The sequence below is a fragment of the Vibrio sp. ZOR0018 genome (assembly GCF_963865925.1).
In the GTDB taxonomy this organism is placed as follows: Bacteria; Pseudomonadota; Gammaproteobacteria; order Enterobacterales; family Vibrionaceae; genus Vibrio; species Vibrio anguillarum.
The window spans coordinates 48201-73418 of record NZ_CAWMCN010000097.1 but is presented as its reverse complement, the minus strand read 5'-3'; the positions used below and the strand labels follow the sequence as shown (position 1 = coordinate 73418).

16 protein-coding genes, 2 tRNA genes and 1 pseudogene are annotated in these 25218 nt (G+C 45.2%); 8 read left to right on the top strand and 11 right to left on the bottom strand.

All coding sequences use genetic code 11. From position 1 onward, the window contains the following. Positions 1–62 precede the first annotated feature (62 nt). Positions 63–1049, bottom strand: a complete 987-nt coding sequence (locus AACR75_RS06275; protein ID WP_010319758.1) for a LacI family DNA-binding transcriptional regulator — start codon at positions 1047–1049, stop codon at positions 63–65. Between the two features lie 273 nt (positions 1050–1322). On the opposite strand from AACR75_RS06275, the gene AACR75_RS06270 reads away from it, so the two are divergent. From AACR75_RS06270 to AACR75_RS06260, 3 genes are all read left to right on the top strand, one after another. Then, positions 1323–2762 carry a sucrose-specific PTS transporter subunit IIBC gene (locus tag AACR75_RS06270; RefSeq protein WP_026028729.1) on the top strand — a complete coding sequence of 480 codons (1440 nt, stop codon included), beginning with the start codon at positions 1323–1325 and terminating at the stop codon, positions 2760–2762. Between the two features lie 84 nt (positions 2763–2846). Next, positions 2847–3767 (top strand): aminoimidazole riboside kinase, encoded by a 921-nt coding sequence (locus AACR75_RS06265; RefSeq protein ID WP_047691794.1) that lies wholly within the window; start codon positions 2847–2849, stop codon positions 3765–3767. 254 nt (positions 3768–4021) lie between these two features. After that, positions 4022–5410, top strand: coding sequence for an EAL domain-containing protein (locus tag AACR75_RS06260; RefSeq protein WP_231564236.1), 1389 nt, complete (start codon positions 4022–4024; stop codon positions 5408–5410). 46 nt (positions 5411–5456) lie between these two features. Here the strand turns inward: AACR75_RS06260 and AACR75_RS06255 are convergent, their stop codons facing one another. Continuing rightward, positions 5457–6224, bottom strand: a complete 768-nt coding sequence (locus AACR75_RS06255; RefSeq protein WP_017044802.1) for a potassium channel family protein — start codon at positions 6222–6224, stop codon at positions 5457–5459. A gap of 463 nt (positions 6225–6687) precedes the next feature. Here AACR75_RS06255 and AACR75_RS06250 point away from each other — a divergent pair, with 463 nt between their 5' ends. Continuing rightward, a complete protein-coding gene (locus AACR75_RS06250) occupies positions 6688–8319 on the top strand; it encodes a methyl-accepting chemotaxis protein (protein WP_047691785.1) in 1632 nt (543 codons plus the stop codon). 68 nt (positions 8320–8387) lie between these two features. On the opposite strand, the gene AACR75_RS06245 is transcribed toward AACR75_RS06250, so the two are convergent. From AACR75_RS06245 to AACR75_RS06235, 3 genes are all read right to left on the bottom strand, one after another. After that, positions 8388–9380: a cytochrome d ubiquinol oxidase subunit II gene (locus tag AACR75_RS06245; RefSeq protein ID WP_017042970.1), complete on the bottom strand. Its 993-nt coding sequence runs from the start codon at positions 9378–9380 to the stop codon at positions 8388–8390. Beyond that, entirely contained in the window at positions 9377–10717 is a 1341-nt protein-coding gene (locus AACR75_RS06240; protein ID WP_047691782.1) for a cytochrome ubiquinol oxidase subunit I, read from the bottom strand. The genes AACR75_RS06245 and AACR75_RS06240 overlap by 4 nt, the downstream gene beginning before the upstream one ends. A gap of 354 nt (positions 10718–11071) precedes the next feature. Then, positions 11072–13876: a BamA/TamA family outer membrane protein gene (locus tag AACR75_RS06235; RefSeq protein ID WP_047691779.1), complete on the bottom strand. Its 2805-nt coding sequence runs from the start codon at positions 13874–13876 to the stop codon at positions 11072–11074. A 309-nt stretch (positions 13877–14185) separates the two neighbouring features. On the opposite strand from AACR75_RS06235, the gene AACR75_RS06230 reads away from it, so the two are divergent. The 3 genes and pseudogenes from AACR75_RS06230 (at position 14186) to cydX (ending at position 14778) form a co-directional block, all read left to right on the top strand. Beyond that, on the top strand, positions 14186–14377 hold the full coding sequence (locus AACR75_RS06230; RefSeq protein ID WP_047691776.1) for a hypothetical protein: 192 nt from the start codon (positions 14186–14188) through the stop codon (positions 14375–14377). Next, positions 14335–14664, top strand: a pseudogene (locus tag AACR75_RS06225) (cytochrome d ubiquinol oxidase subunit II); the annotation flags it as partial. The gene AACR75_RS06230 and the pseudogene AACR75_RS06225, both read left to right, overlap by 43 nt. Before the next feature lie 12 nt (positions 14665–14676). Continuing rightward, positions 14677–14778 (top strand): cytochrome bd-I oxidase subunit CydX, encoded by a 102-nt coding sequence (gene cydX, locus AACR75_RS06220; protein WP_013856710.1) that lies wholly within the window; start codon positions 14677–14679, stop codon positions 14776–14778. Positions 14779–14891: 113 nt separating this feature from the next. Here cydX and AACR75_RS06215 read toward each other — a convergent pair whose 3' ends face one another. From AACR75_RS06215 to AACR75_RS06200, 4 genes are all read right to left on the bottom strand, one after another. Beyond that, positions 14892–15254, bottom strand: a complete 363-nt coding sequence (locus AACR75_RS06215; RefSeq protein WP_047691770.1) for a RidA family protein — start codon at positions 15252–15254, stop codon at positions 14892–14894. Between the two features lie 12 nt (positions 15255–15266). Then, positions 15267–16319, bottom strand: coding sequence for a lactonase family protein (locus tag AACR75_RS06210; protein WP_047691768.1), 1053 nt, complete (start codon positions 16317–16319; stop codon positions 15267–15269). A 309-nt stretch (positions 16320–16628) separates the two neighbouring features. Beyond that, positions 16629–16705 (bottom strand) — tRNA-Val (locus tag AACR75_RS06205). A 37-nt stretch (positions 16706–16742) separates the two neighbouring features. Beyond that, positions 16743–16819: transfer RNA gene (locus AACR75_RS06200), tRNA-Val, on the bottom strand. 272 nt (positions 16820–17091) lie between these two features. Here AACR75_RS06200 and AACR75_RS06195 point away from each other — a divergent pair. Next, positions 17092–18153 (top strand): GGDEF domain-containing protein, encoded by a 1062-nt coding sequence (locus tag AACR75_RS06195; RefSeq protein WP_047691766.1) that lies wholly within the window; start codon positions 17092–17094, stop codon positions 18151–18153. On the opposite strand, the gene AACR75_RS06190 is transcribed toward AACR75_RS06195, so the two are convergent. Together AACR75_RS06190 and pulA are read right to left on the bottom strand one after the other, a co-directional pair. Further along, a complete protein-coding gene (locus AACR75_RS06190) occupies positions 18141–18812 on the bottom strand; it encodes a DUF2726 domain-containing protein (RefSeq protein ID WP_013856668.1) in 672 nt (223 codons plus the stop codon). The two genes, AACR75_RS06195 and AACR75_RS06190, sit on opposite strands and share 13 nt — an antisense overlap. 319 nt (positions 18813–19131) lie before the next feature. Next, positions 19132–25173 (bottom strand): pullulanase-type alpha-1,6-glucosidase, encoded by a 6042-nt coding sequence (pulA, locus tag AACR75_RS06185; protein ID WP_047691764.1) that lies wholly within the window; start codon positions 25171–25173, stop codon positions 19132–19134. Positions 25174–25218: the final 45 nt, after the last annotated feature.

The following is a 25218-nucleotide window of genomic DNA, read 5'->3' as shown; positions in this document are numbered from 1 at the left end:
CAAGCATTGGTGAAATATTGCCCTCAATTATGCGGGCTTCCCCTCAGCAAGTACCTTCAGTCTTAGCCGGTTTCACGTTCGATATTTTGGAATGTTAACACGACTTTACTCATCTCCTGCCCACGACCAGCAATACGTTCAAGCAACATCTTGGCTGCATTTTCACCTGCTTTATCAAAGGCATAGTTGAATGTTGATAAGCTTGGGTTACTGACAAATGCGAGCTCATCATTGCCAACTCCTAATACTTTTATTTGCGATCCAACCTGAACTCCAGACTCTTGTAGTGCTTTCACCGCTCCAACCGCAATTCTATCGGTTGCGCAAAAAAGACCATCTAATTGTGGGTATTGCGTGATTAATGTTTTAGCTTGTAAGTAACCAGATTCAATCGAAAAATCACCACGCACATGAAACAACAGGGTTAAATTGTTGATACCCAGTGCTTGCTCTAACCCTTGAGAACGCAAGCAATCCACCGCTACGTCATCGCTCTGAACACCAATAAAACCAATGTGTTGACAACCTTTTGCTATCAACCGTTTACCCGCTTCGAATCCAACGCGAAGATCATCATGAACAATACTTGGGATATCGTGCAGTGAGCCATCTTGCCCAACCAATACCACCGGGACATTAGATTGTTGGATTGCTTTCACTAATGGCATATCAAGGTGTGTGGCGTAAAGTACAATGCCTTCTACCCTCTTTTGATTAAATATTTGAATATATTCCAACTCTTTAGCGTGATCTTGATGAGTATTGGCAAGCAACACGTGTTTGCCCGCTTGTTCAAATATGGCACTTAAACCATCAACGCCTTGTGCTGTCGCATGCGAAGAGACTCGCGGAACGATGACTCCAATTAAATTGGTTTTTTGTGATTTGAGATCTTTAGCGACTTGGTTGACCATATAGCCGCATTCGGAAATTGCCTTTAACACTTTGATTTTTGTAGACTCTTTAACACCATACTCATCATTTACAACGCGTGAAACCGTCGATTTAGAAACTCCGGCCAGCTTAGCGACATCGTGCAAACTCGACATACATAACCTTACTCATTCTGTTTTGGGATTGTTTGCAAAACTCAGTGCTGCAAACGCTCGAATAGTGTGATTCTAACGCTGTTTGTAGAATTATCGATCTCTCTTTTACTGATCTAATTCACAGAATCAATGGTTGGCTTTTGACTACTTTGAATTATTCATCAAAAATCCATTCTGCAAACGTTCCCAAAAATACTTATTTTAATTTTATCCACCATGCTTATCTTAAAGAGATCAAGTCATCTGGATACCAAACAACAACCGGGGTGGGTTATGAACTATCCAGTCATAGCAAAACAATTATTAGAGCAATTAGGTGGCAGAGAAAATATCCAAGCCCTTGCTCACTGTGCAACACGTTTAAGATTAGCGCTAAAAGATGACGCATTGGTTGATGAACAAGCCATTGATTCACTTGAAGGTGTCAAAGGACAATTCAAAGTCGCTGGCCAATATCAAATTATTTTTGGCTCCGGTATCGTTAACCAAGTTTATGCGGAAATGGCCAAGCTGACCGGCCTTGCTGAAATGTCAACCAATGATGTTGCAAGCGCGGGAGCACAAAAGCAGAACCTAGTGCAGCGCGCTGTTAAAGGGTTGTCTGACATTTTTGTCCCTATTATCCCGGCCATCGTTGCTGGCGGTTTATTGATGGGGTTGTTCAATGTACTGACAGCCACAGGGCTTTTTATCGAAGGGCAGTCACTGATTGATGCCAACCCGGGCTTGGCTGATCTTGCCAGCATGATCAACACCTTCGCTAACGCCCCTTTTGTTTATCTTCCTGTTTTGTTGGCATTTTCTGCTTCAAAAAAATTCGGCGGCAACCCATTTCTTGGCGCTGCATTAGGTATGTTGATGGTTCACCCAGACCTGCTTAATGGTTGGGGATTTGGCGGCGCGTCTGTCGCAGGCACCATCCCTACTTGGAATATTTTTGGCTTTGAGATCCAGAAAGTCGGCTATCAGGGTTCTGTCTTACCCGTTTTAGTCTCCGCCTTTATTCTTGCAAAAATCGAAAATGGCCTGCGCAAAATTATCCCTTCTGTACTGGATAATTTACTGACGCCTATGCTCTCGATTTTCATTGCAGGCTTTTTAACCTTCACTCTGGTAGGCCCGATTACTCGCGATATCGGCTTTCTATTGGGTGATGGGCTGAACTGGCTATACGATTCTGCTGGCTTCATTGGTGGTGCACTGTTTGGCTTTATCTACGCACCGTTTGTGATTACTGGCATGCACCACAGCTTTATTGCTATCGAAACACAGCTATTAGCTGACATCGCCATTACTGGCGGTACGTTTATTTTTCCTATTGCGGCCATGTCAAACGTCGCACAAGGTGCAGCAGCTTTAGCGGTTGGTATGAACACCAAAGATATCAAATTAAAAGGCATTGCGATTCCATCAGGTGTGACCGCCCTTCTGGGCATTACCGAACCCGCTATGTTCGGTGTAAACCTGAAACTTCGCTACCCATTTATTGCTGCGATCATCGGTTCAGCTTGTGCCAGTGCATTCATTACCTTGTTTAATGTCAAAGCACAAGCGTTAGGCGCGGCTGGGCTTCCAGGAGTGATTTCCATTAACCCAGAGAAAATCAGCTACTACATGATTGGTATGCTGATTTCTTTTGTCATTGCCTTTACCTTAACACTTGTTTTGGGTGCCAAAGAGCGCGCAAAGCTTGATAAACAAGCAACAGCGTAACCCCCAAGGCTGTTATGCTCCTAAGCCCGCTCGATGTGAGTAGGCTTATTTCTTCAGCGAATAACACGGATATTGGAAGAAAAAATGAATCGAGTTTGGGTGACAGGCGACGCGGTCGTCGACTTAATTCCTGATGGTGAAGCACACTATCTAAAATGTCCGGGCGGTGCTCCGGCGAATGTGGCTGTTGCCATCGCAAGATTGGGGGGTAATAGCGCCTTTTTTGGCCGTGTGGGTAATGACCCTATGGGGCGCTTTATGCAATCCACATTAACCGAAGAGAAAGTGGACACCCGATATTTGCAGTTGGATGATCAACAAAGAACATCAACCGTCGTGGTCAATTTAGACTCGCACGGCGAACGTAGTTTTACCTTTATGGTGAAACCGAGCGCGGATCAATTCGTCCAATGTTCAGACATTCCCACCTTTTTAGCGGGCGAATGGCTGCATTGTTGCTCCATTGCACTGGCCAATGAACCGAGTCGCAGCACTACCATTGAAGCGATTAAACGCATCAAAGCCAACGGGGGATTTGTCAGTTTTGATCCCAATCTACGAGAAGAGGTTTGGCCTAACTCCGAAGAGATGATCCCAGTGGTGATGAGCGTGGTGGCAATGGCGGATGTGATTAAGTTTTCCGATGACGAACTGCTCTTACTCACGCAGCGCCCTAGCCTTGAGCAGGGATTAATCTCAGTGAAAGAATTGAACATTCCGCTGATTGTCATTACTCAAGGTGCAAAAGGAGCGCTGGTGATCACAGCAGAGATGCAAACAATGATTACGGGAAAAGCCGTAAAACCTATCGATACAACAGGTGCCGGAGATGCTTTTGTCGGTGGATTACTTTGCCAGTTGTCATTACATAAAGAGTGGTTTACTAAGGGTACTATCATAAACGCAGTGCAATGGGCTAATGGCTGCGGAGCATTAGCCACCACCCAAAAAGGGGCAATGACAGCGCTACCAGATAAGCACATGCTTGCTCGATGGATTGGCTAAAATGATGGCTTGTACTTACAAGGGCGTAAGTCGTGTTGAAGTTCAAGCAAACTGCGAAATAAACGGATGATTTTCAGAGGATATTTGCTACGCTTACTGCATGATTAAACAAATAGCACTCGGACCAGATGCAGACATTTGTAAAATATGAACGATGTAGACGGTGGGTAGTTAGCTTACTATTTTGCTTACTGCCCATCGTTGTAGCTAGCCCAATTATCGCTTGGCAGACACGAGCTGATTTGAATCATCACATGCAAAACGTTCTGGTAAAAGGTATAGATTACATTAATCTACTGCTAAGAAATGCTCATGTTGCCAACGAGCGTGCGGCGCCCTACCTTAATATGGATTGCCTAGATGCTACTCGTTATTTGCGCGAGCTAGTGGCGACAACTCCCGATATCCGGACCATCAATTTAGCCAAACAAAATACGATTTATTGTAATTCGTTAACCGGTCAAGTAAACGATCACTACCAAATCGACAGCTATGTCAGTGGTGAGCTCTATTTAATGGCTGGTAATCGACTCACACCTCTCCGGCCTGTGTTGGCTTTTCACAGAACTTACGAACAGGGTATGGTGATCACTGGTGTTAGTTCCTATTACCTAACTAACATGCTTATTTTACTTGATCGCTATGGCAAACTTTATTTTCACGTTGGCAAAAATCACCTCGACGAGACTGGCGTTGTAACTTCCGAACCGTTATTTCCCACAATCATTAATACTTCAGAACGCTACCCTTATTCACTATCGACCCTATTAACTATTGATGACTACTGGCTTTATTTTAAAAACACCAAACAAACCAGTGCGATGTTAGCTCTCTTAATGGGAATCGGTTTAGGAGGATTTGTTTTTTGGAAACTCGGCCAAGCTTCGTCAATGCAAGGAGAAGTGAAACGCGCTATTCAATCCAACGAGTTCATTCCGTATGTACAACCGATTGTTGATGGTAGTGGCCAGCTCAGCCATATTGAAGTGCTTGCTCGTTGGCAACATCCTGTTCATGGATTAGTGAGGCCCGATCTTTTTATTCCCTTAGCGGAAGAATCTGGGCTAATCATTCCTATTACGACTCAGTTAATGTCCCAAGTAGAGCATGAACTTTCATTACACCAGTCACAATTTCCAGAGCATTTCAGTATTGGATTTAATATTTCAGCCAAGCACTGCGTAGCTTCCAATTTGTTTGATGATTGCAAACACTTTATTGAAACCTTCGACAATCGTAAGCATATTTTAACGTTAGAGCTCACTGAGAGAGAGTTGGTTATTGATAGTGATGAAGCAAAAAAGCTCTTCCAGTCATTGGATAAAATAGGTGTGTTGCTGGCAATTGATGATTTTGGTACGGGTCACTCTAGTTTGAACTATTTGCAAGAGTTCAAGTTTGACATTTTAAAAATCGACAGAAGCTTTATTACCATGATCGGTAGTGATGCGATCTCTAGTCATATTGTTGAAAACTTAGTCGATTTAGCTAAGCGACTTGGGTTAAAAACCATCGCAGAAGGTGTGGAAACCCAAGGCCAGATTGACTTTTTGAACGAAAGAGAGATTGACTATTTGCAAGGCTATTTCTTTTATAAGCCTATGCCGCTCAGTGAGTTTATCACTCTGCTTAAAACCACCTAGATCAATCTCTGGCATTCCAATACGATGATAACTAGAACTTCAGTGGTTATTTCTTATGACGAGAGGCCAACTGAGCACGGTAGCGAGCTAAATGAAAACGCTTGCGAACAGGTTGTTGAACAGAAAGTTGTTTTAACACTTTATTAAGCTGTTTCGTGTGATGTGCACTATTATGCTCTGCTGATTGCCCATCTTCTTCAATGAAAAATGAGGCGACACTCGCGGTCAATAAACCGAAAAGTGTAATACCCGTCAACATCAGAAATACGGCAACACCACGCCCAAATGGAGTGATTGGATACATATCGCCATACCCTACCGTAGTAATCGTGGTCATTGCCCACCAAATCGCATCAGAAAAATCATTGATTGGGCTATCCGTGCCTTTTTCGACCAAATAGACAAAAGCCGCAGAAAGAAGCACTGTCGATAAGCTGGTTAGCCCAATAAAGCTGAGCGTTTTTTGTCTCAGTACCGCCTTTGTTTGACGCCATGCTCTTGGCAAGATCAGTAAAATGCGTAAAAAACGGAGCGGACGTAGGAAAGGCATGGCAACAATCAACACATCTGGCCAGTTTTTTACCATGTAACGCACTGGATGTGGGCTGAGTAAGACCTTAACCAATAACTCCGTTGCAAACAATGCCCAAATAATCCAAAGCAGATGCTCCAGAAAATCAAGCTCTTCGGGCTGTAAAGGTGCAATATCTGGTAGTAAAGCGACGATCACATACACTACCGATAGTAGCAGCATCGGAATTTCAGTTTTATGTTCGATCGCAGACAGTAGCTGTAAACGTGTTTTTAATTTCATGATTCAAATACCTTTTTCCGTTTACCTTAACGCCAAAAGTACCAAGTGAACAGTACAACCATCCCTTTCGTTACCCAATTAGCACTCAATTCGAAATGGAAATCACTATAAACTAGGTGGTTGAGATGTAAAGAATTGTGACCTTAACAGAGCTTAAAATAACCGTCTTGAGCGTTATTCTAAGCTCTTCACACCCAATATCTCATTCATAAAAATTTCAAAAACACCATAGGAGCCAAGTTTCAATTGTGATACGATGCACAACTTTATGGATATCTCTCTATTTTCATATGGATGTGACCCGATACCCAAGCCACTTAGGATGCTGTCGATGACCAGTAAGTGAGGCCGAAAAAACATCAATAAAATGGTGGAATTGGCGTCAATGAACATGATCAATACAGCAATGCTGCAAGTGGGACAGGTATAACTCCGTTGTTTTACTCCGAGGTCACTTATTACCATGTCTTTTTTAAAAGATTTAGCCATTCGCAAAAAAATTGCGCTTGCCTTTACTATTATCGCGTTAGTCAACATCGCCTTCGGTTATTACCTATATCGTTCATTGAACGAAATACAAAATGACCTACTCAATCTAACGGATGACACACTCCCATCAATGATGATGGTCAATAACGTCAAATACAATATGGCTTCTGTGCGACGTGCTCAAATCAGTTTGCTTTCCGCAACCGATCAAGCCGAAATTACGGAAGACATTCGTTGGATGCAAGAACGGTATGAGGAAATTGATAGTGCACTAGCCACCTATGAGCGTGCGGTTTGGACCGATCACGAGCGTTCGATTTTTATGCCTGTTAAGAATCTGTGGCGCGATTATTTAACCGCATTAGGCTCTTTTAATGATGATATTCTCAGTCAAAACAAAGTAAAAGCTCAAGGGGACATTTCAGCCTCTTTAGTTACATTTGAACGCCTAGAGAGTGCGATTGACGATCTTCTCAATTTAAACCAAACCTTTGTTGCCAAAAATCGCTCTGAACTGATGACGCTTATTCAAGCTATCACCTCATTTTCCACAGGCAGCATCGTTGCGCTGATAGCGTTTATGGTGTTCATTACACTATTACTTTCTCGCTTAATCTGCCAGCCACTACAGTTGGTTGTACAGCAAGCGAACGCCATTGCTGGAGGTAATTTAAGCCATCGATTAGCACGTCAGCATATTGGGCAAGATGAGCTAGGTGAATTGGCCGATGCGTGTTCAAGTATGCAAGAGAATTTACGCTCAATGGTGGAAGAGATCATCGCCGGAGCGACTCAACTATCTCATGCTGTCGATGAAGTTAGCGCCGTCTCTGAACAGACATCACAGGGCATGCAAGAGCAACAGGTCGAGGTCATGCACATTGCTACGGCCATGACGCAAATGAAATCAACGGTTGCAGAAGTGGCACGAAGCACAGAAGTCGCTTCTGACGCCGCTCGTGAAAGTAACCAACAATCCATCCTTGGATCAAAACAGATGGATTCCGTCGCGAATGCTATCTCTCTTGTGACTCAAGAAATTGATCAAGCAGAACAACGCGTATTAGAGCTTGAGCAGCAAGCGCAGCAAATTAACGTTGTCGTTGACGTGATAAGCAACATCGCCGACCAAACCAATTTGCTTGCACTTAACGCAGCAATTGAAGCAGCGCGTGCTGGTGAACAAGGGCGTGGTTTTGCGGTTGTGGCTGATGAAGTCCGTGCTTTAGCTGGCAAAACTCAGCAATCAACGGGCGACATCGTCAATATTATCCAAAGCCTACAAACATGCGCACTGCGTGCTCGTGAAGCGACGTCACAAAGCAGTGCACTTATGGGACAATGTGTGGAGCAAAGTGGCCAAACTCAAATCGCGATTGACCACATTAGTAATCAAAGCGCTCATATTGCTGATATGACCATTCAAATCGCCAGTGCGTGCGGAGAACAAGATTCGGTTAGCGAAGAGCTCAGCCGCAATATCGAACGCATTAGTGAATCAGCCAAGCAAGTTGCACAAGGTTCTTCCAGCGCCGCTCAAGCGTGTGCAGAGTTGAGTCAGTTGGCAGCAATGCTACAAAATACGGTACGTCGCTTCCAAGTCTAACTCTCATATCGTGGGTTTAAAAATAACGGCCTCTTTTGAGGCCGTTATAGTATCCATTCTCTTGCTATTTATTTATAGCTTAAATCTGTCGCTTTACCTTTAAAGATTCGGTAAACCACAAAGGTGTACAGCAAAATCATCGGCATCACAATCACGACACCAATGCCCACTACCAATAAGCTAGCCGTAGAGGCGGCTGATTCTTGAGCCGTCATTATCCCGGGGACGACATCAGGGAAAAAGCTATAGGCTAATCCAAGAAAGCTTAATGCAAAAATTAGCATCACGCCAAAAAATGGCCATTGAACGCCCATATCATTCACTACAGGCACTCTTTTTAAATAGCGATCAACCATAAAAATCGTGACTAACACCACCAGCGGAACAGGAGCTAATAACAGCATTTCAGGGAAACTAAACCAACGTTCCGCGACCAGTGGATTAAATAACGGGTTAACAATACTGACTGAGAAAATACCCAGCGCGGCCAACCAACCCGCGCGGCGTGACCAGCGCGCCGCTCGAATTTGTAACGCGCCTTCGGTCTTTAACACCAGCCAAGCTCCACCGATATAAACATAAGCGGCCGTCACGCACAGCGAACTGAGTAGTGCAAAGCCATAAGCCTGCATCGACTCCTCAAAGCTCATCACATACCGTCCAATCATGTAACCTTGGGTTAATGCGGCAAGTAAAGAACCGGTTTTAAAACACAAGTCCCAGTGGTCTTTATGATCCGCTTTCGCTTTTGCACGAAAATCAAACGCTACACCACGCATAATCAATGCGATCAGCATCAGTGCGGTGGGCAAATACAGCTCTGTCAAAATCAAGCTATGTGCACTTGGAAACGCAATCAATAAAATACCAACGCCTAGCACTAGCCATGTTTCATTGGCATCCCAGAAAGGACCAATTGAGGCGATCATTCTATCGCGCTGTTGCTCATTATTTTGGGGTAATAAAATACCGACACCCAAATCATAACCATCAAGTACCGCATACATGAAAACGCTAAAACCAAGCAGTAAAAGATAAATTTCCGGTAGATAAGAGATCATAATGGTGCCTTTTGCTCGTCAATCGGTTGAATCGTTATGCTTGTAGAGAACTGCCTTGCTAAATAAAACAGTGTATGAATATAAGCAACTAGCAATACGGCATAAATGGTTAAATACATGGCTAATGACAGCACAACAGAACCACTTCCAATCGCAGTAACTGCATCAGAAGTACGTAATACACCACTGACAAGCCATGGTTGACGGCCAATTTCAGTAACATACCACCCTGCTAATGTGGCTACCCATCCCGAAAACGTCATCGCGACAACGGTATAAAGGTAGAACTTGGGTAAGGTTTTTTTACGAACTAAACACCATGCACCAAACCAGCTCACTAGCAGCATCAGCACGCCAATTCCGACCATAATTCGAAAGCCAAAGAACAGTGGCTTAACCGGGGGATGGTCCGGTGCAAATTGATTTAAACCCACAATTTCACCGTCGAGGTCATGCGTGAGTATTAAGCTAGCTAATTTAGGAATGCCGAGTTCAAAGTGATTGCTACGTGTGGCTTCATCCGGCCAAGCGAACAAGAGTAACGGTGCTCCTTGCTCCGTGTCCCACACCCCTTCCATCGCGGCAATTTTAGCGGGTTGGTGTTTTAACGTATTTAAACCGTGTAAATCGCCAACAAAAATTTGTATTGGTATAGCAATGGCCGCGAGAATAATGCCGACTCTAAGGCCCACTTTCGCTGCTTCCAGTTGTGAATTACGCAAAAATTGGTAAGCAGAGATCCCTGCAATGACAAAACTTACGGTGAGTAAAGAAGCCAGCAACATATGTACAAGCCGATACGGCATAGAAGGATTGAAAATAACCTCTTTCCAACTGGTGACATGAACAATGCCTTCGATCACTTCATAACCAGCAGGTGTATGCATCCAGCTATTTAAAACTAAAATCCAAAAAGCAGAGAGTGATGTGCCTATCGCCACCAGCACGGTTGCTAAAGTATGCACCCATTCAGGTACTCTTCCACGCCCAAAAAGCATCACGCCAAGGAAGGTCGCTTCCATAAAAAAGGCCGTCATCACTTCATAGCCTAACAATGGCCCAGCTACGTTACCGACGCTCTCCATAAATCCTGGCCAGTTAGTCCCAAATTGAAAACTCATCGTAATACCAGAAACAACACCGAGCGCAAAAGTCAGGGCAAATATCTTGACCCAGAAATAATATAAGTCCAACCACAACTGAGCTTGCGTTCGTACAAAACGCCACTTAAAAAACACCATCACCCATGCAAGCGCAATCGTAATGGTTGGAAATAAAATATGAAAACTGATATTGGCGGCAAACTGGATCCGCGACAACATGAGGGTCTCTAACATCACTCTTTCCTCAATCAAAAAAGACTAGGCAATCAAATAACAACAATTTACTTAATTGTTAATTACGTTGTTCGACCTAATTAAGTTCACTACCTGAGGATTCTCTTACTTAAAGTCACTAAGGCTCCTCGTCGATTGAGGGGAATGAAAATCCAGAACAGCGCAGCCAATGAGTTGTACCAATCATCAGCTGTAAGACCGAGGAAAAAGATGTATCAAATTACGGAAGAATTATGACAAAAAATAACCGTGCCCCATAACAAGCGTTAGGTTTGAGTAAGCAGTAAGCCTTGTTTCAGCTTACAACGCAAAAAGGGTCGCATTTGATGCGACCCTTTCCTCCTCAACAAACGGTTAAAACTGAGCCGTTAGCTTGATATACACTTCATCTTTGCCTAATTTACTGTCTAATCCATGAGCGTAACCAATCCGTACTGGTAACGTGCCGCCATAAAGTACGATGGTATCGATCTGCACTTCAGCACCAATCCCCGTCAGGGCTTGGTAGTTTTGGTTATCGTTCCAGCTTGATCCTGAGTCGACAAATACAGAACCTGAAATATCCCCCAAGCCAATTGGCCACAAATTCCAGTTTCGTTCAGCGCGATACAATAAGCGGCTTAGTTCAACACTTTGTGTCGCGTAAGCTTGCCCTACTTGGGCTGCAGAGCTGTAGCCACGCAACGCTATCTGTTGGCGGCCATAGAGCTGCGCGCTTTCACCTTCGTAACTGCCCAGCTCAAACGCTTTGGCTTTTGAGTCCGCATAACCTGCCGCAAGATGAGTGGTAAGGTTGAAGCTCCCCGGGAGATCCCAATGTGCTTGCCACTGCGCCTGCCATTTTTGTCCAGAGTAATCACCGCCAACATTGGACTCCCATACCAAATCAGCGTAATGACCCCACGCGTAACCGGGAACATTCAATAAGCCTTCACGGTTATCCCATTGTAGCGCAGCCCCTGCTAGCCACTCATCACTGGCTTGTGTATAGCGCGTACCTTGAGGCGCTTTGATCAATGACTCTTTCTGCCAATAAGTTCCGATACCAAACGTTAAGTTATCATCGAGGCCATGCCACAAATAATTACGTTGTAACGTCAAGTCATCTTGACGGACAATACGATCGTCTTTATTGGTCAATGGGTTTAACTTAAACTCATGCTCTCGGCTGAGCATCGCTTGCCAACGGTTGTCATATTGATACCCCAATTGGTACGCCGCCAACGCGTTTTTTGTATCCCAAGCCGCTTGTATCTCATATTGATGTCGCCCTAACACATCTGAACCACTGGTCGAGAAACCAAGTAACGATTGGTTCTCATCCCCTTGCCAAACGGGAACCCAATAACGTGGCGTTAAAGTCGACAACGGTGAGTAGTCGGTAGTGTCACTTTTTTCGACCTGAGATATCGGCGTCGAAGCAACGGATGTCACCTTGGCAAAGGAAGACAGCGGAGTCTCATTGAAAGCCGTCACCGTCGGAATGTGGCGCAAGTGGTAACCATCATGCTCATAAGCTTGGTAGATAAGCCCTTGCGATTGATTCCATTGCGGAGAAAAAGCACCACCAATTTCATTGGTTAACTGCTCCAGCTGCAAACTGGCCAAGTCCATTCGGTAGATCTGATAACGCCCCGTGTAATCGGCGCTGAACAGCAACTCACCCTCTTGGGTAAAACTCAATTGATGCTCGGTTGCTGATGTTTCAGTCACAGCAAACCAGCGCTGCTCTTTGGCGACAAAACGCATGATATTCCAAGCGCTAGACGGCTGCTTCACGGAAGCATAAATGTCGCCTGTCGGAGACAGCGCCATATCACCAATGACCCAACCATATGTGCCTTGCCATAAGCGAGTTTGCTGTCCATCCAGCGTCACCTGCCATAATTCAGGCAACCCTTGTTCATGACGGGTAGCGAAAACACTTTGCCCATCTCGGCTCCAACGTACTTGGGTAAAGCGCTGTTGCTCGGTTAAACGCTGCCACTGCCCATCAACGTAGCGATAAAGATCATTCAACACTCGTCCATCAAGATAACTATTCACTTGTGACGCGACGATACCTTGCTGGGGATGAACATCGAGGCTAGTTAAGCTTTTTGTAGTCAATAAACGCTGCCATTGATTTTGCTTACTATCCCACATCGCTAAATTTGCTCGATCAACCCCATCACGACGCCAAGCCAGTAATTGCTCTGATCCACCATTGGCTAATAGATATTCAAACGGCTGGCTATCAAGAGATTGAGCCTCCGAAGACTGTTCCTTACTTTGCACAATTTGATCTGAAAACTGCGTGATTAGATCGGCACGGAACTCTTGCCAAAGCGCAAAAAAGTCTTTACCAAAAGCACGTTGAGCGCTTCGGTTTAAGAAAATGCCCGGAATTAGGTAGCCACTGTAATCGCTTAAAAAATGTTGGAGTGCGTCTTCGCCATACGTTTTGGCTAAATAATCAATAAAATACGCGCCGTAGAGGTAATTACTGCCAAGCGGTAAACGTTTGTTCGCTACCACGATTTGGTTGAGATCAGCTAGTTGTCCGCTCGCCACTTCCATACGCATTTGCATCGCAAAATGGCTATTGTGCAAACGTCCATAACCTTGTTCATTCTGGCTTTCCATGTAAACCGCTAACCCTTCTAACAGCATCGAGGGTGTCATTGCATGCGGGAAAAGCAGTGTGTGACGGCCAAAAATACGTCGAGCTCCGGTGACCGCACGCTCATTTAATTCCATATGAACAATGTGAGTGTACTCATGGCGGATGAGCATGTGCAACCATTCATCATTGCCTTCCAATCCATTAACATCGCTGGGAGGATTTAAGATCAAGCGAATTTGAGCATAAGGCAGCGGCGTTGCCCAACCGTTGGAATAGTCGTAGTCATCCACCAGCGTTAGGTGCGTTTTTTCAGCTGGCATCTTTGAGAATTGACTGTCAAGGTCTTGATGCACTTTCTCGGCAATATCTAACGAACGCGCCGCGTACTGGGCCAATTCACTGCGAAAGTGCACGACAAAATGTTGCGATTGTTGAGTCTGCCATTGCTGACCAGCTTGATCCCAAGCGACTGACTCAGCCAATACTGTTGGTGTATGCATACCCAAACAAACCATCAAACCCATAATGGGTGAGAGTACAAATTTTGCTGACATCGTTACAACAACCCTTTTCAATAATTAAGTGCGGCGATTGTACGTTGAATGAGAAAAGGATTGGGTATCGAAATGTATGGCTTTGTCAGAATAACTCTTCTAAATAGACCGCCTTTATTTTCTGCTTGTTCAATTGTTCAGTTTTAATTAACCAATGGGTAAGAAAATCAAGATTGACCAAACACTCTCGTAAATCATATCTTTCACCTACGCCTTGACGAGAATCAAAAAGCTTGCACTTTTATCGCAAGTCTCTTTTCGCCCTAGGTATCCACATATCATAAAAAAGACAATCAAAAGGTAGTCAGCATGAAACAACCACTCAAGGCGCTGGTGCTCGCAATCAGTTTGTCGTGCGGTGCCATCGGTACTTACGCAAACTCGTTAGAACCGCTCGACAAAGAATTCACTTTACAAGTTTTAGGATCGGGAGGGCCAATTTCAGATGATCTGCGCTCGTGGGCATCGCGAGCTTATTGGCGTGCATATGGGCAAGCCTGAAAAGAGCATCTGGCGGGGCATTCTTATTCTCTAGCCTTGCTATTGCATGCATTATTTTTACGGCAGGCGTGGCGCTATTTCCGATGATCATGCCATCAAGCTTAATGCCATCACACAGTTTGACGATTTGGGATGCCACATCCAGCCAAAAAACACTCAATATCATCACGCTTGTCGCCATCTTAGTGGTGCCAGTCATCCTCAGTTACACGGCTTGGGGTTACTACAAAATGTTCGGTCGATTGAGTGATGATTATATTCGCAACCACAGCGTATCGCTGTACTAAAGGAGATGACTGATATGGTATTTCTGTTGGGTTCTTGGCGTATTACTCGCCTGCGCATTTGGCATAATCAATGGATTGTGGCTTGAGCAAGCAGAGCACTTCGATGAATCGTAACTCACTCATATGCAAGCAGATAACCTGCTAAGAAGCGTTAAGATCATCAAGCTTTAAGATAAAAAATGGCGCTGTTTTTAGCGCCATTTTTTATCACATCGTAAGAAACGTATTTACTGAAATTTTGGGCCAGCCGCGGCAACAAAAGCCATCTCAACCAGATAGTCAGGGCTTGCCAATTGCGCTTGAACGCAGGCTCGGCTTGGTGCGCATCCTTCTGGAAACCAGCTATCCCACACTTCATTCAAAGCGGCGAAATGAGCAAAATCTGTGACATAAATCGTCACCGATAACACGCGACTTCTGTCGCTGTCGATCGCCGTCAACTGCTGCTCGGCTTGGGCTAAGATCTGCTCAACCTGCCCTTTTATATCGGCTTTTGTATCGCTATCAGCCACTTCCACAAAGTGGGCAATGCCGTTGAATACGGTAATGTCAGACCAACGTTTACTTGGATTAATACGATGAATAGTCATTAATTTCTCCCTTTATGGTAAAGATAACTCGCAACAGTGCTGTTCGATCACACAGACTGGCGCGCCGACTTTGCAGCTAAAGCCGCTGGCAACCAACCTGCCTGTGGTTTCATCTCGGCGATAACTGGCGATTGTGTGTGAATGTTGGCTAGCAACCAACAACCAATCTCCATCCGCAGACAAAGTGAAGTCACGCGGGAATTGGCCACCGACATCAAATTCGGCAATCCATTGCGGTTGTGGCTGGCATAGTTCAAAAAGAACGATTTTATTTTGCTCTCGGCAGGAAGCATAGAGAAAACGTTCATCGGGCGACAACTTAATCGCCGCAGCCGCTCCACTTTTCGCCTCATTCGGCAAGAGATCGCACTCAGCCTCTATTTGCCATTGTGTCCCGGAAAATACTAAGGTGACCAAAGTCTCCGACAATTCACAGACCACAAAAGCTCGGGTTTCTGCGTGATTAAACACCACATGGCGCGGCCCACTCCCCGCAGGCATCTCTACAGTTTGCGCCAATGAAAATGCCTGATTATCACTGTTGATGGCGAAAAAATGAATTGCATCACTCCCTAAATCGACCACAACCAGTTGCGACGACTGTTTAAGGAAAACCACCTGATGAGCGTGAGGTGAGGTTTGGCGCTCTGCATTTGGCCCCTGACCATCAATCCATAGATCAGCGATGCATGACTCAGGTTTGCCAGTGTCGTCCAAACGAACAATGTTCACATTACCCGACCCATAATGCGCCACGGCGCAATAGCGCTGCTTGGCATCAATAGCAAGATGACAAGCATAGCTACCCGACAATGGCATTTGAGAAACCGAACCCTTGTTAATGTGTATTAATTGTGGGTTGTCGCTCGCTTCTACCTCATTAAAAGTGTAAAAGCCTTTCGTTGTTTCGAGAAGGTAGGAAGGGTTACGCGTCGCCATTACCTCTTGCAAAACACTAAGTTCACCCGTGATGGTGTTAAGCTCAATCAGCTCAACGCCGTTACTATTGCTTGGTGCATCCGTATAAGTACCAATGTAAAAACGCGCGGCATTGTGTGTGCTCATTTTCCACCTATCATCAAAAATAAAACACTATACCCAAATTTCACCTTAATCTGGGATAATTTAATTAAGCTGCCTGTGTGGCAGTGATGAAAACCGCCATACAGTCCAAACTTAAATCCAATCGGGCGATTGCGGAACATAATCAATGAACAACATGCTCGGAATAATGTTTATTTTTCCTAGAGGATAAAATCCATCTTCGCTGTTAAATAATTTTCCGCTATAACGTTGCGTGGGTTTTTCGTCTAATACTGATTTGGTATGTCATAGATACAACAAAGCCCGCACGTGGCGGGCTTTGTTTGAATTTGGTGGGTCTTATTGGATTCGAACCAACGACCTTCTGGATGTCGACCAGACGCTCTAACCAACTGAGCTAAAGACCCAAATTTTTGTTCTTGAGCATGATACATGCAACTGAAATGGTGCGTCCGAGTGAACTCGAATCACCGACCCCCACCATGTCAAGGTGGTGCTCTAACCAACTGAGCTACGGACGCATATCTTCAGAACGGAGTGGATATTAACGGCTGTTTTTGCTGTGTGCAAGTCTATTTTCTTTGTTTTTGAGCCAGTTGGCTTATCTATCACCAGCTTGTCTGTTTTTTATTCACAACTCTGGGTTTAAGCACAGTAACCGGATCAATAATAGGTGTAAGCCGTCCAATTTATTTCATTGTATAAGTTATGTGAGATTATCCATTGATTCGGACCAATTATCTCGTACTATAACCTTTATCAATATCTTCGATATGCAATACGGTGACGTAACATGGATGCGCGATTATTCAACCATTCTCATCATTTGAGAGCCTCTGTACTTTGTGGGTTAAGCTTACTGCTAACCGCTATTGCATTTTTCTTCGTCCTATTTAACGTTTTTTACACTTACAGCTACGGGCTAGCAGCGTTAGAATTTATCTTCATGTGCTACTCCTATTACGTTTACTTGATTGCAAAACAACAAGCACATTCAGTCACTCACATTCGTGCCTACGTTTATTTTCTGATCTTTATCATCAGTGTAGGGACTTTTATCCAGCCTTTAAGTAATGGTCTATTTTTATGGACAACGTTTTTCCCAGTACTTTTTTACCTATTGCTAGGGGTTAAGCATGGCCGCCTCGCTACAGGCATCGCACTCATTCCGCAACTGTTCAATATCCATTCTCAAACCTCATGGAATGCGGCTTATGACCCAACCCCGTTGATGATCAACTTACTTCTTTGCTATTGCGGGATTTGGACGGTGGCTCATCTTTTTGAATCTAGCCGTAAGAAAACCGAAAACTCGCTACGCTACCTCGCTTCTCGTGATGCGTTGACGGGCTCTCACAATCGTTTGGCACTCACTCACGCCTTCGCTCACTTTGTGCAAAATAAGGTGGATACGACGTTGTGCCTTTTAGTCATTGACCTTGATTATTTTAAGCAAGTGAATGACACCCATGGGCATGATGCCGGTGATAAGGTGCTGATCGATACGACGCAGGTAATGTCTCAAATTGTGGGCGACGATAACCTCTACCGTATTGGTGGTGAGGAGTTTTGTGTGACTTTGTTTAATAACAGCATCGCGCAAGCCGAACATGTGGGAGAAAAATTACGCGAGGCGATTAATCAACATTTGTACGCTTATGGATCGAAGCGAATCCAACTGACCTTAAGTGTCGGTATTTGTGAATACCGTGAAGGTGACAAGTTGGATGTACTACTGAAATTAGCCGATGTTGAGCTTTATAAAGCGAAGAAAAATGGACGTAACCAAGTTCGTATTTGCCAAATCAATGACACAGTGGATGATTCGACACTTTGGATTTCTCAGAGCTCTTGATCCTCGCCTACTTCATACACCACATTATAATTTTCAGTATAGGTACACTGTGGTTGACGGCTACACGTAAAGAATCGTCGACCTTTGAATTCGCCTTGGCTGGCAATTTTTATCACCATTGGGCTGCCACATTTTTTGCAAAAACGCACTTCTTTATCGGTTTCGATCAAATCAATATGCGCGGCCAGTAACCTTCTTAGTTTACTCACTTGATAGCTGTGTTTGATGTTCGCACCAATCAATGGAATGTTGGCAGACTTACACACATGCATCAGCAATTTTTCACGCTCTACCTTGCCTTTATGCAGTTCTTTTCCGTTATCCAACTCGATGATAACTCGCGGCTCTAGGGTTCTTGCATCACACACCACAAAATCAAAATAGTTTTTGGCGATTCGGTTATTGGCGATAAACCACTGCTTTTTATTCAAGTTCGCCGCTGGGGTAACCACGTTGGCCATTGAAACTTTAGCCAACACCACACCGTGTTCCCCTACTGCAGATTTCAGTGCGTTATGAAAGGCGCCTTCCGACATATTGAGTAACGCCCCTTTCTTCTTATAAGCGTAATCTTTGGTATCGTCGTGTTTGATCACGTACTTTTGGATAAAGACAAAAAACAGCACCAGCAGTGCAACAATGATAAAAATGTTGGTCATACGATAAAAACCATTTTGAAGTAATTAGCTAACTCGCTAATTAATAAACGAAGTACCGCCCAAAGGCCAGTTTATTACTATGGATTTGTTGAAGAGGGTGACCTAATCCACATGGCAGCAGGCTCTCTTGTAAGCTGAATCTAGAATGTGTACCAGAGTGTCATTCAGGTTGATAAGCTACGCCAATGAGTGAAATGTCGCAACTTGTGTTTTCTGTCAATGGACAATGACCAAACGAGAGGCTCATTAATGAGAGCCTTGGTAGGAAAAAGTAGAGAAAGAAAAAGCTCGCCGCAGCGAGCTTTCATTGCTTTAACGATTAATCCAGTCGAAGTAAGCGACCAGTTAAAGCCGGAACGATGATTGTCGTTGTACCGATTTGCGTGGCGATCGTCTCTTCAGTCATTAAATCCTTCAATTGAGTCGCAGCTTTTACGCTTCCCATATCAAGAGATAATCTCCGCTCCGCGGTGCTGGTGTTAAGCACATAGAGGATCTGCTCATCACCGTACACTTTAAGATCCGCGTACAAACTCTCGTCAATCCACACATTACGCCGCTCCCCTTTAGCCAGTGACGGGTATTGGCTGCGCAGTAGCATTAGTTGACTGACGCTGTTTTTCAGCGCTTGCTGTTGTGGTGACAAGCTTGAACCATCTACTTTGCCACTAGAACGAGCAACGTGATCATCACACAAACCAACAGCGGCACAATTTTGTGTCACTTGCGCTGCAAAGTTTTCGACTTCATCCCCAATCTCTTCACCATAGTAAAGCGTGATTGGCCCAGAATAAGCGGCAAGGAAACTGAACGCAGCAAGATGTCGCGCATAATAATCGCCTAAATTACCTCGTTGGATCAGGTCACCAAAGCGAACCAAATCATGATTACCTAACATTAGATTTGGCATGGCGTGATAAGGCGATTTCGCTCGGTTATTCCAACTGGCTTCTAGACTCAGAGCGTTACCGCTTGCGCCAGATTCTTCCACTGCTAGTGCTTGCATCACACCATAGCGTAAAGGAAAGTTGAAGGCAGAGGAGAGCGCTGGGTTTGCATCACTGCCATACGCAGTTAGGGTAATGTCATCAGCCCCTTGCCACACTTCACCGACCATATAACCTAATGTGCCCCATGATTTCCCTGCATTGAGGTTATCTTGCGATGCTTGTTCAACCGCGACGCGCAGCGAACGCCAGCTCTCAAGCGGAACTTGATACGCTTGGTCTAAACGCCAGCCATCAATGCCAAACTCACGGATCCAGTAGCTGGCAACTTCAGTGAAAAATGCCTCACTCGCTTGGCTAGGATAAGTGACCAACTTGCCCGGATAACCACTTTCCCCATCATGAAGCTGAGGCAACTTGCCGCTCGGTGACGCTTTCACGCCAACAGAGCTTGTGTGACCAAATACACCATCCAATAACACGTACAGCCCTTTGTCATGCGCACGATCAATCAGCTCTTTTAGTTTAGCGTTGCTGCCAAAGTTAGGATCTACGTTGAAATAATCACACGCAAAATAGCCAGTAGCGTCAAGCTTATCATCGCCATTTTGACCCGCACAGGAATCAAATACTGGCGTTAACCACAACGCATTAACGTTCAAGCTAGCAATGTAATCCAAGCTATTGATGATGCCTTGCAAATCACCACGGTGGTGCGAGTTGCCGTAACCAACGCCGTAATCAGCGTTTGAATCTCCATCAACAAAGGATTCCACCATCACTTGATAAATTCGCAAATCACAAGCGGGGTTATTGTCTTGATAACACGCGTAGTCAACACCTGTATCCACAACGCCAACCACCAGTTGCGATGTGTTGGATGCATCCAGTGTGAACTTCCAAACACCTTGCTCTGTTACGGTAAGCTTGATATTGCCATTTCCTGCATTTTCCAATGTCGCGGAATCGCTAGCTATATTAAAGCCACCAAAACCCAGGTTTAGTGTGCTCCAATCTTCAGAAGCAATTTTGAATTCATACACTCCGGGAGTCAGATAACCTTCAAACGTGTAGAGACCATTTTGCTGATAGGATAATGGATTTGAAACTCCCCAACCGTTCATCGAACCACGCACGTACACCGTGGTTGAACCATAAGGTGCAACATCAATTGGTGGCGCATCAATGCTTAAGCCAGCACCCTGCTCGCCCTGCTGCGGCATCACAAACACTGCCGCCGTTAAGGCTGGAACGGTAAAGCGGCCATTGTTAAACTGGCTCTCTTTGACGCGCACATCTTGTGCTGTGCGTAAAACAGGATGTAATTCAAAGCGCTGCGCATTCGGGATCACGACACTTTGCTCAACGCTATTGGCGTTGATGGCGACAACGATGGCCTCAACGTTAGGGTCGAGATCCGTTCCAGCTGAAACACCATCATTCACCGACATCACTATCATGCCAGGCTGCGCATTTGGCCCCGTATTATGGAAACGAACACGATTTAACACTTCTTGCTCAGAGATTAACTTAAGCAACGGTGTTTGCGCACGAATCGCCAGCAAGGCTTTGAAGGCATTGTCTGTCCATGCGATATCTTGCGCGGAAGCCACCGTATTGGGGTTGGCTATCACACTTTGAATCGCACTCCAGTTAGCCTGATCTTTATCTGCTCTTGGCAAGCCGACATTCCAGTTGTTGGTCTGCTTGCTAAAGTCAACACGGTTGTACCAATCACCACTGTCGTAACTGTCGCGCGCCATCGATTTTGAGCGAAGTAGTTCTGAACCCATATGGAAGAAAGGAACACCTTGCCCAAGCATTACTGGCGCAAGACCAATGATCTGCATGCGCGCTCTATCCGCTGAGCTGGTTTCTGCTTTTGCTTTATATTGGTTGAAGTCCCACAGGGTTTGATTGTCGTGTTTAGAGACGTAGTTAATCGACTCTTGTGGGTCAAGTGTATAGGCCGCGCCTTGACCACCGTATTGGAAATCACGGCCAAGCACTGTCATGCCGCTGGCGGTTTGCAATGGATAGGTTTGTAAATTGCCAGCCATGCCATAGCGAATTAAGTCCATTTTCGATTTCAGCTCATCACTAAATCGATCACCTGCATTAGCAAAACCCGGAGTGGTTAATAGCGCCTCACCGCTATCAAATGGACCACCGCCACGCACACCGTCACGTAAGCGATCGTTATAAGTCCCTATTCCCGTTCCAGCCATTGGCCATTGCGTGGCATTTTCACCTCTGGCACCGTTGGCGACTTCACCAAAGTTCCAGCCTTCACCATAGAACCAAGTGTCAGGATCAACCGTTTTCGCCGCCTCATAAATCTTGAGCATGCTTGATTTCATCAGGTGTCCCATCAGATCGAAACGGAAACCGTCGATTTTGTAATCTTGCGCCCACATCGTGACGCTATCGGCCACCAGTTTCTCGAACATACGGTTTTCTGAAGCGGTATTGTCACAGCAGCTAGAATTTTCAACCGCACCTGTGATGGGGTTCAAGCGGTGGTAATAACCGGGCACGGTTTTATCCAGTACTGATTTGTCATACAAACCTGACGAGTAGGTATGGTTGTAGACCACATCTTGCACGACTCGAAAACCAAGCTGATGCAGTTTTTGCACCATTTGGCGGTACTCTTTCACCCGTGACACACCATCACTTTGCACCGCATAACTGCCTTCTGGCGCGCTGTAATGGAATGGATCATAACCCCAGTTGAAGCTGTCAAGCGGCCGCACATCCGCAAGTAATGCTTGTGCTTGCGGTGTATTCGGGTCGGTTTTTTCCAACAAAGAAAGTATGGTCGCGCTCATCGACGTGCCATCAGAACAAAGCGACGCTTGCGAGTTAATACCACACAGTTTTGCGACCGTATCATTAAGATCGACCCGCTTTTGCTCATCTTCCGGAATCGACGCTAAATCATAGCTTGGCAGTAAGTGAATGGTGGTTAAACCCGCTTGTTTTAAACTTTTCAGGTGCGCAACACTGTCACGTTCTTCTTCCAAGAAGGCGAGGTATTTACCGTTGTATTCCGCTGTTCCTTTGTTATCACTGTTGCTGAAGTCACGAATGTGTACTTCATAAAGAATGTTATCTTCAGGATGACTCAATTCAGGAATAATTTGAGTATCCCAATCGTCCGGTTTTGACTCTGCTGCGGTTAAGTCCACCAATTGAGAATAAAGGCTGGATGTACTGAGCGATTGCGAATACGGATCGGTCGTCATCATCCATTCAAGTTGCGCCGTTTTAGGATGGTAGGCCTGCACGCGGTAACGATAGAAACTGTTTTTCAGCGAGCGCTCACCTTGATAGTGCCAAACTCCGGTGTTGAGATCTTCAACCATCGGCTGAGGGGAGGTACTGCGAAGGGTTTTATCTTGATCATACAGATACAACTCCACTTGCTGCGCGGTCGGAGCCCATAGCGCAAAATGCGCGCTATCACCGTCTATCCAAGCGCCAAGTTTCGCTTCATCGGCATCATCGCTGCCAGCCGTGTAAAGATTATCGACTATTCCTGGGATCTGTACTTTTGTTGCAACCAGTACTTTGCCTTCAGCATCTCTCGCCACTGTCAGTAGCTGCGTTTTCAACAGCGCTTTAGCTTGTTCGTTGCTCACATCCAATGTGAAGGCTGCTCGACCCGCTAAATGTGGGAAATGCGCATTATTTGTCACGCCTGACAAGGCTAATGGGTAATGGATGAATTGTTCAGGATGTGCGATATCACCATTGCCTTGCGCGCGGCTCCAAAGCTCATAGCTTGCCGCTTCGCTGTGATCGAACCACGCCAGTTGATTTACCGCAAGCCAATGTGCAGCTGCGCCCTCAATGGCAACTTGAATTTGCTCATTAGGAGAATAGTTCAACACAGCACTACCGTGGCGCGTATAAAGCGTATTGCCTTTGACAAAATCCAGCACTAAATCATCGCCGCCCAGCGCTTTATCATTGCCACTGTGCACAAGAAAGTTCATGCAGTTGCCATGTTCTGCTTTAAGTGGAATGCGATATATCGCTCCATAAATCGGGTCGATTTCTGAGGCTAAGTAAGGATTTCCCCAATCCACACCATTAAGCGCAGATTCAGAAACAGAATCACAGCTACCGTTGTTCCAAAGGTGTAGTCCCCATCCGTCATAATTATTGTCATCACGCAGGTAGTAAATGATCGCTTCTTGATAAGTTGGGGTCGGCTCGGTTGTCGAGTTATCCGCCTGTTTCGGTTGTGGATCAATGCTGTCGGGGATGCCATCACCGTCATCGTCGCTTGAGGCAAAATCCCCTAGCCCATCGTTATTGGTATCAAGGCTTTCTAAGCGATCTCGTGGGAATACATCCTGCGCGTTGCTCACGCCATCACCATCAATATCGTCATCTTCGCTATCGGCAATACCGTCACTATCAAGATCAGCAGGAACGCTTGAAACATCATTGGCGTCCGTTCCTAAACGCGCTTCATCGGCGTTGCTCCACCCATCACCATCAATATCATCATCTTCGACATCCGCAATGCCATCGCTATCGAGATCGGCAGCAAAGCTTAAGGCGTCATAAGGATCTGTCCCTAATCGCCATTCAGTTTCATCAGGCCAGCCATCGTTGTCATCGTCTAGGTCTGCGTGATCGCCAATGCCATCATTATCGGAGTCAATACTCTCTTGGATGTCGTAAGGAAAGTGGTCAATCAAATCGGCTACGCCATCTCTATCGCTATCAAAGCCAATAACAGGCTCACCATGTTCAAGCATCAGTGTTTTATCGCGAATATCGCTCTTTTCTCGCTGCGCTTTTTTGATCTCATCGCCAAACAGTTTACTGCCTTTTTTCAAGGTATTGGCCAATTCAGGCAAGCTGGAGTCATCGATAGTAGCAGGTAGCAGTTGCGCTAGCGCTTTAGCAGATTGAGCAACCAAGATGTGGTTATCGACATAATCCGCTTTGACATCCAGAGTTGGAATACGCAGCGCCTTTTTCAGCTCAGCCAACGCTTTACTCTCTCGCTTACCATTTTGCATCTGCACGCTGAGGTAAGTCGTAAAAGGGCTGATCACCGGATAATTTGCTGGCGCCATCATTAAATAATTGCGCGCCGCTTTGACGGTGGGAATATCTTGGTCAACGGTTTTTCCCTTGATAGCAGAAGCCATCAGATAATAATTTTTTACGTCACCACGCAGCCCCGCCACGTTAATTTTTGCGATACCTTTTTGGTCGGTATACGCTTGAGGTTCGTTTTGTTCAAATTGACGATTGCCGTTCACATCCAGCCAAACTTGGGCATTGGTTAAATACCCATCCATGACTTGAACGTCTAACGAGTCATTACAACCCGCTAGCATACCAATTGAAGCAAACGCTAAAGTCATTCTCGTTAGGTTTGTTTTCATTATTGTAATCCGTTTTATAACGTTAGTGCTCGTCCTGCTCTCACT

Excerpts from the sequence above, each read along its gene's own strand:
- AACR75_RS06230 (WP_047691776.1), top strand. The coding sequence starts at position 14,186 with ATGAAACAACCACTCAAGGCGCTGGTGCTCGCAATCAGTTTGTCGTGC.
- AACR75_RS06215 (WP_047691770.1), bottom strand. The coding sequence starts at position 15,254 with ATGACTATTCATCGTATTAATCCAAGTAAACGTTGGTCTGACATTACC.
- AACR75_RS06255 (WP_017044802.1), bottom strand. The coding sequence starts at position 6,224 with ATGAAATTAAAAACACGTTTACAGCTACTGTCTGCGATCGAACATAAA.
- AACR75_RS06190 (WP_013856668.1), bottom strand. The coding sequence starts at position 18,812 with ATGACCAACATTTTTATCATTGTTGCACTGCTGGTGCTGTTTTTTGTC.
- AACR75_RS06270 (WP_026028729.1), top strand. The coding sequence starts at position 1,323 with ATGAACTATCCAGTCATAGCAAAACAATTATTAGAGCAATTAGGTGGC.
- AACR75_RS06260 (WP_231564236.1), top strand. The coding sequence starts at position 4,022 with ATGCAAAACGTTCTGGTAAAAGGTATAGATTACATTAATCTACTGCTA.
- AACR75_RS06240 (WP_047691782.1), bottom strand. The coding sequence starts at position 10,717 with ATGTTAGAGACCCTCATGTTGTCGCGGATCCAGTTTGCCGCCAATATC.
- AACR75_RS06275 (WP_010319758.1), bottom strand. The coding sequence starts at position 1,049 with ATGTCGAGTTTGCACGATGTCGCTAAGCTGGCCGGAGTTTCTAAATCG.
- AACR75_RS06245 (WP_017042970.1), bottom strand. The coding sequence starts at position 9,380 with ATGATCTCTTATCTACCGGAAATTTATCTTTTACTGCTTGGTTTTAGC.
- AACR75_RS06250 (WP_047691785.1), top strand. The coding sequence starts at position 6,688 with ATGTCTTTTTTAAAAGATTTAGCCATTCGCAAAAAAATTGCGCTTGCC.
- AACR75_RS06210 (WP_047691768.1), bottom strand. The coding sequence starts at position 16,319 with ATGAGCACACACAATGCCGCGCGTTTTTACATTGGTACTTATACGGAT.
- pulA (WP_047691764.1), bottom strand. The coding sequence starts at position 25,173 with ATGAAAACAAACCTAACGAGAATGACTTTAGCGTTTGCTTCAATTGGT.
- AACR75_RS06235 (WP_047691779.1), bottom strand. The coding sequence starts at position 13,876 with ATGTCAGCAAAATTTGTACTCTCACCCATTATGGGTTTGATGGTTTGT.
- AACR75_RS06195 (WP_047691766.1), top strand. The coding sequence starts at position 17,092 with ATGGATGCGCGATTATTCAACCATTCTCATCATTTGAGAGCCTCTGTA.
- AACR75_RS06265 (WP_047691794.1), top strand. The coding sequence starts at position 2,847 with ATGAATCGAGTTTGGGTGACAGGCGACGCGGTCGTCGACTTAATTCCT.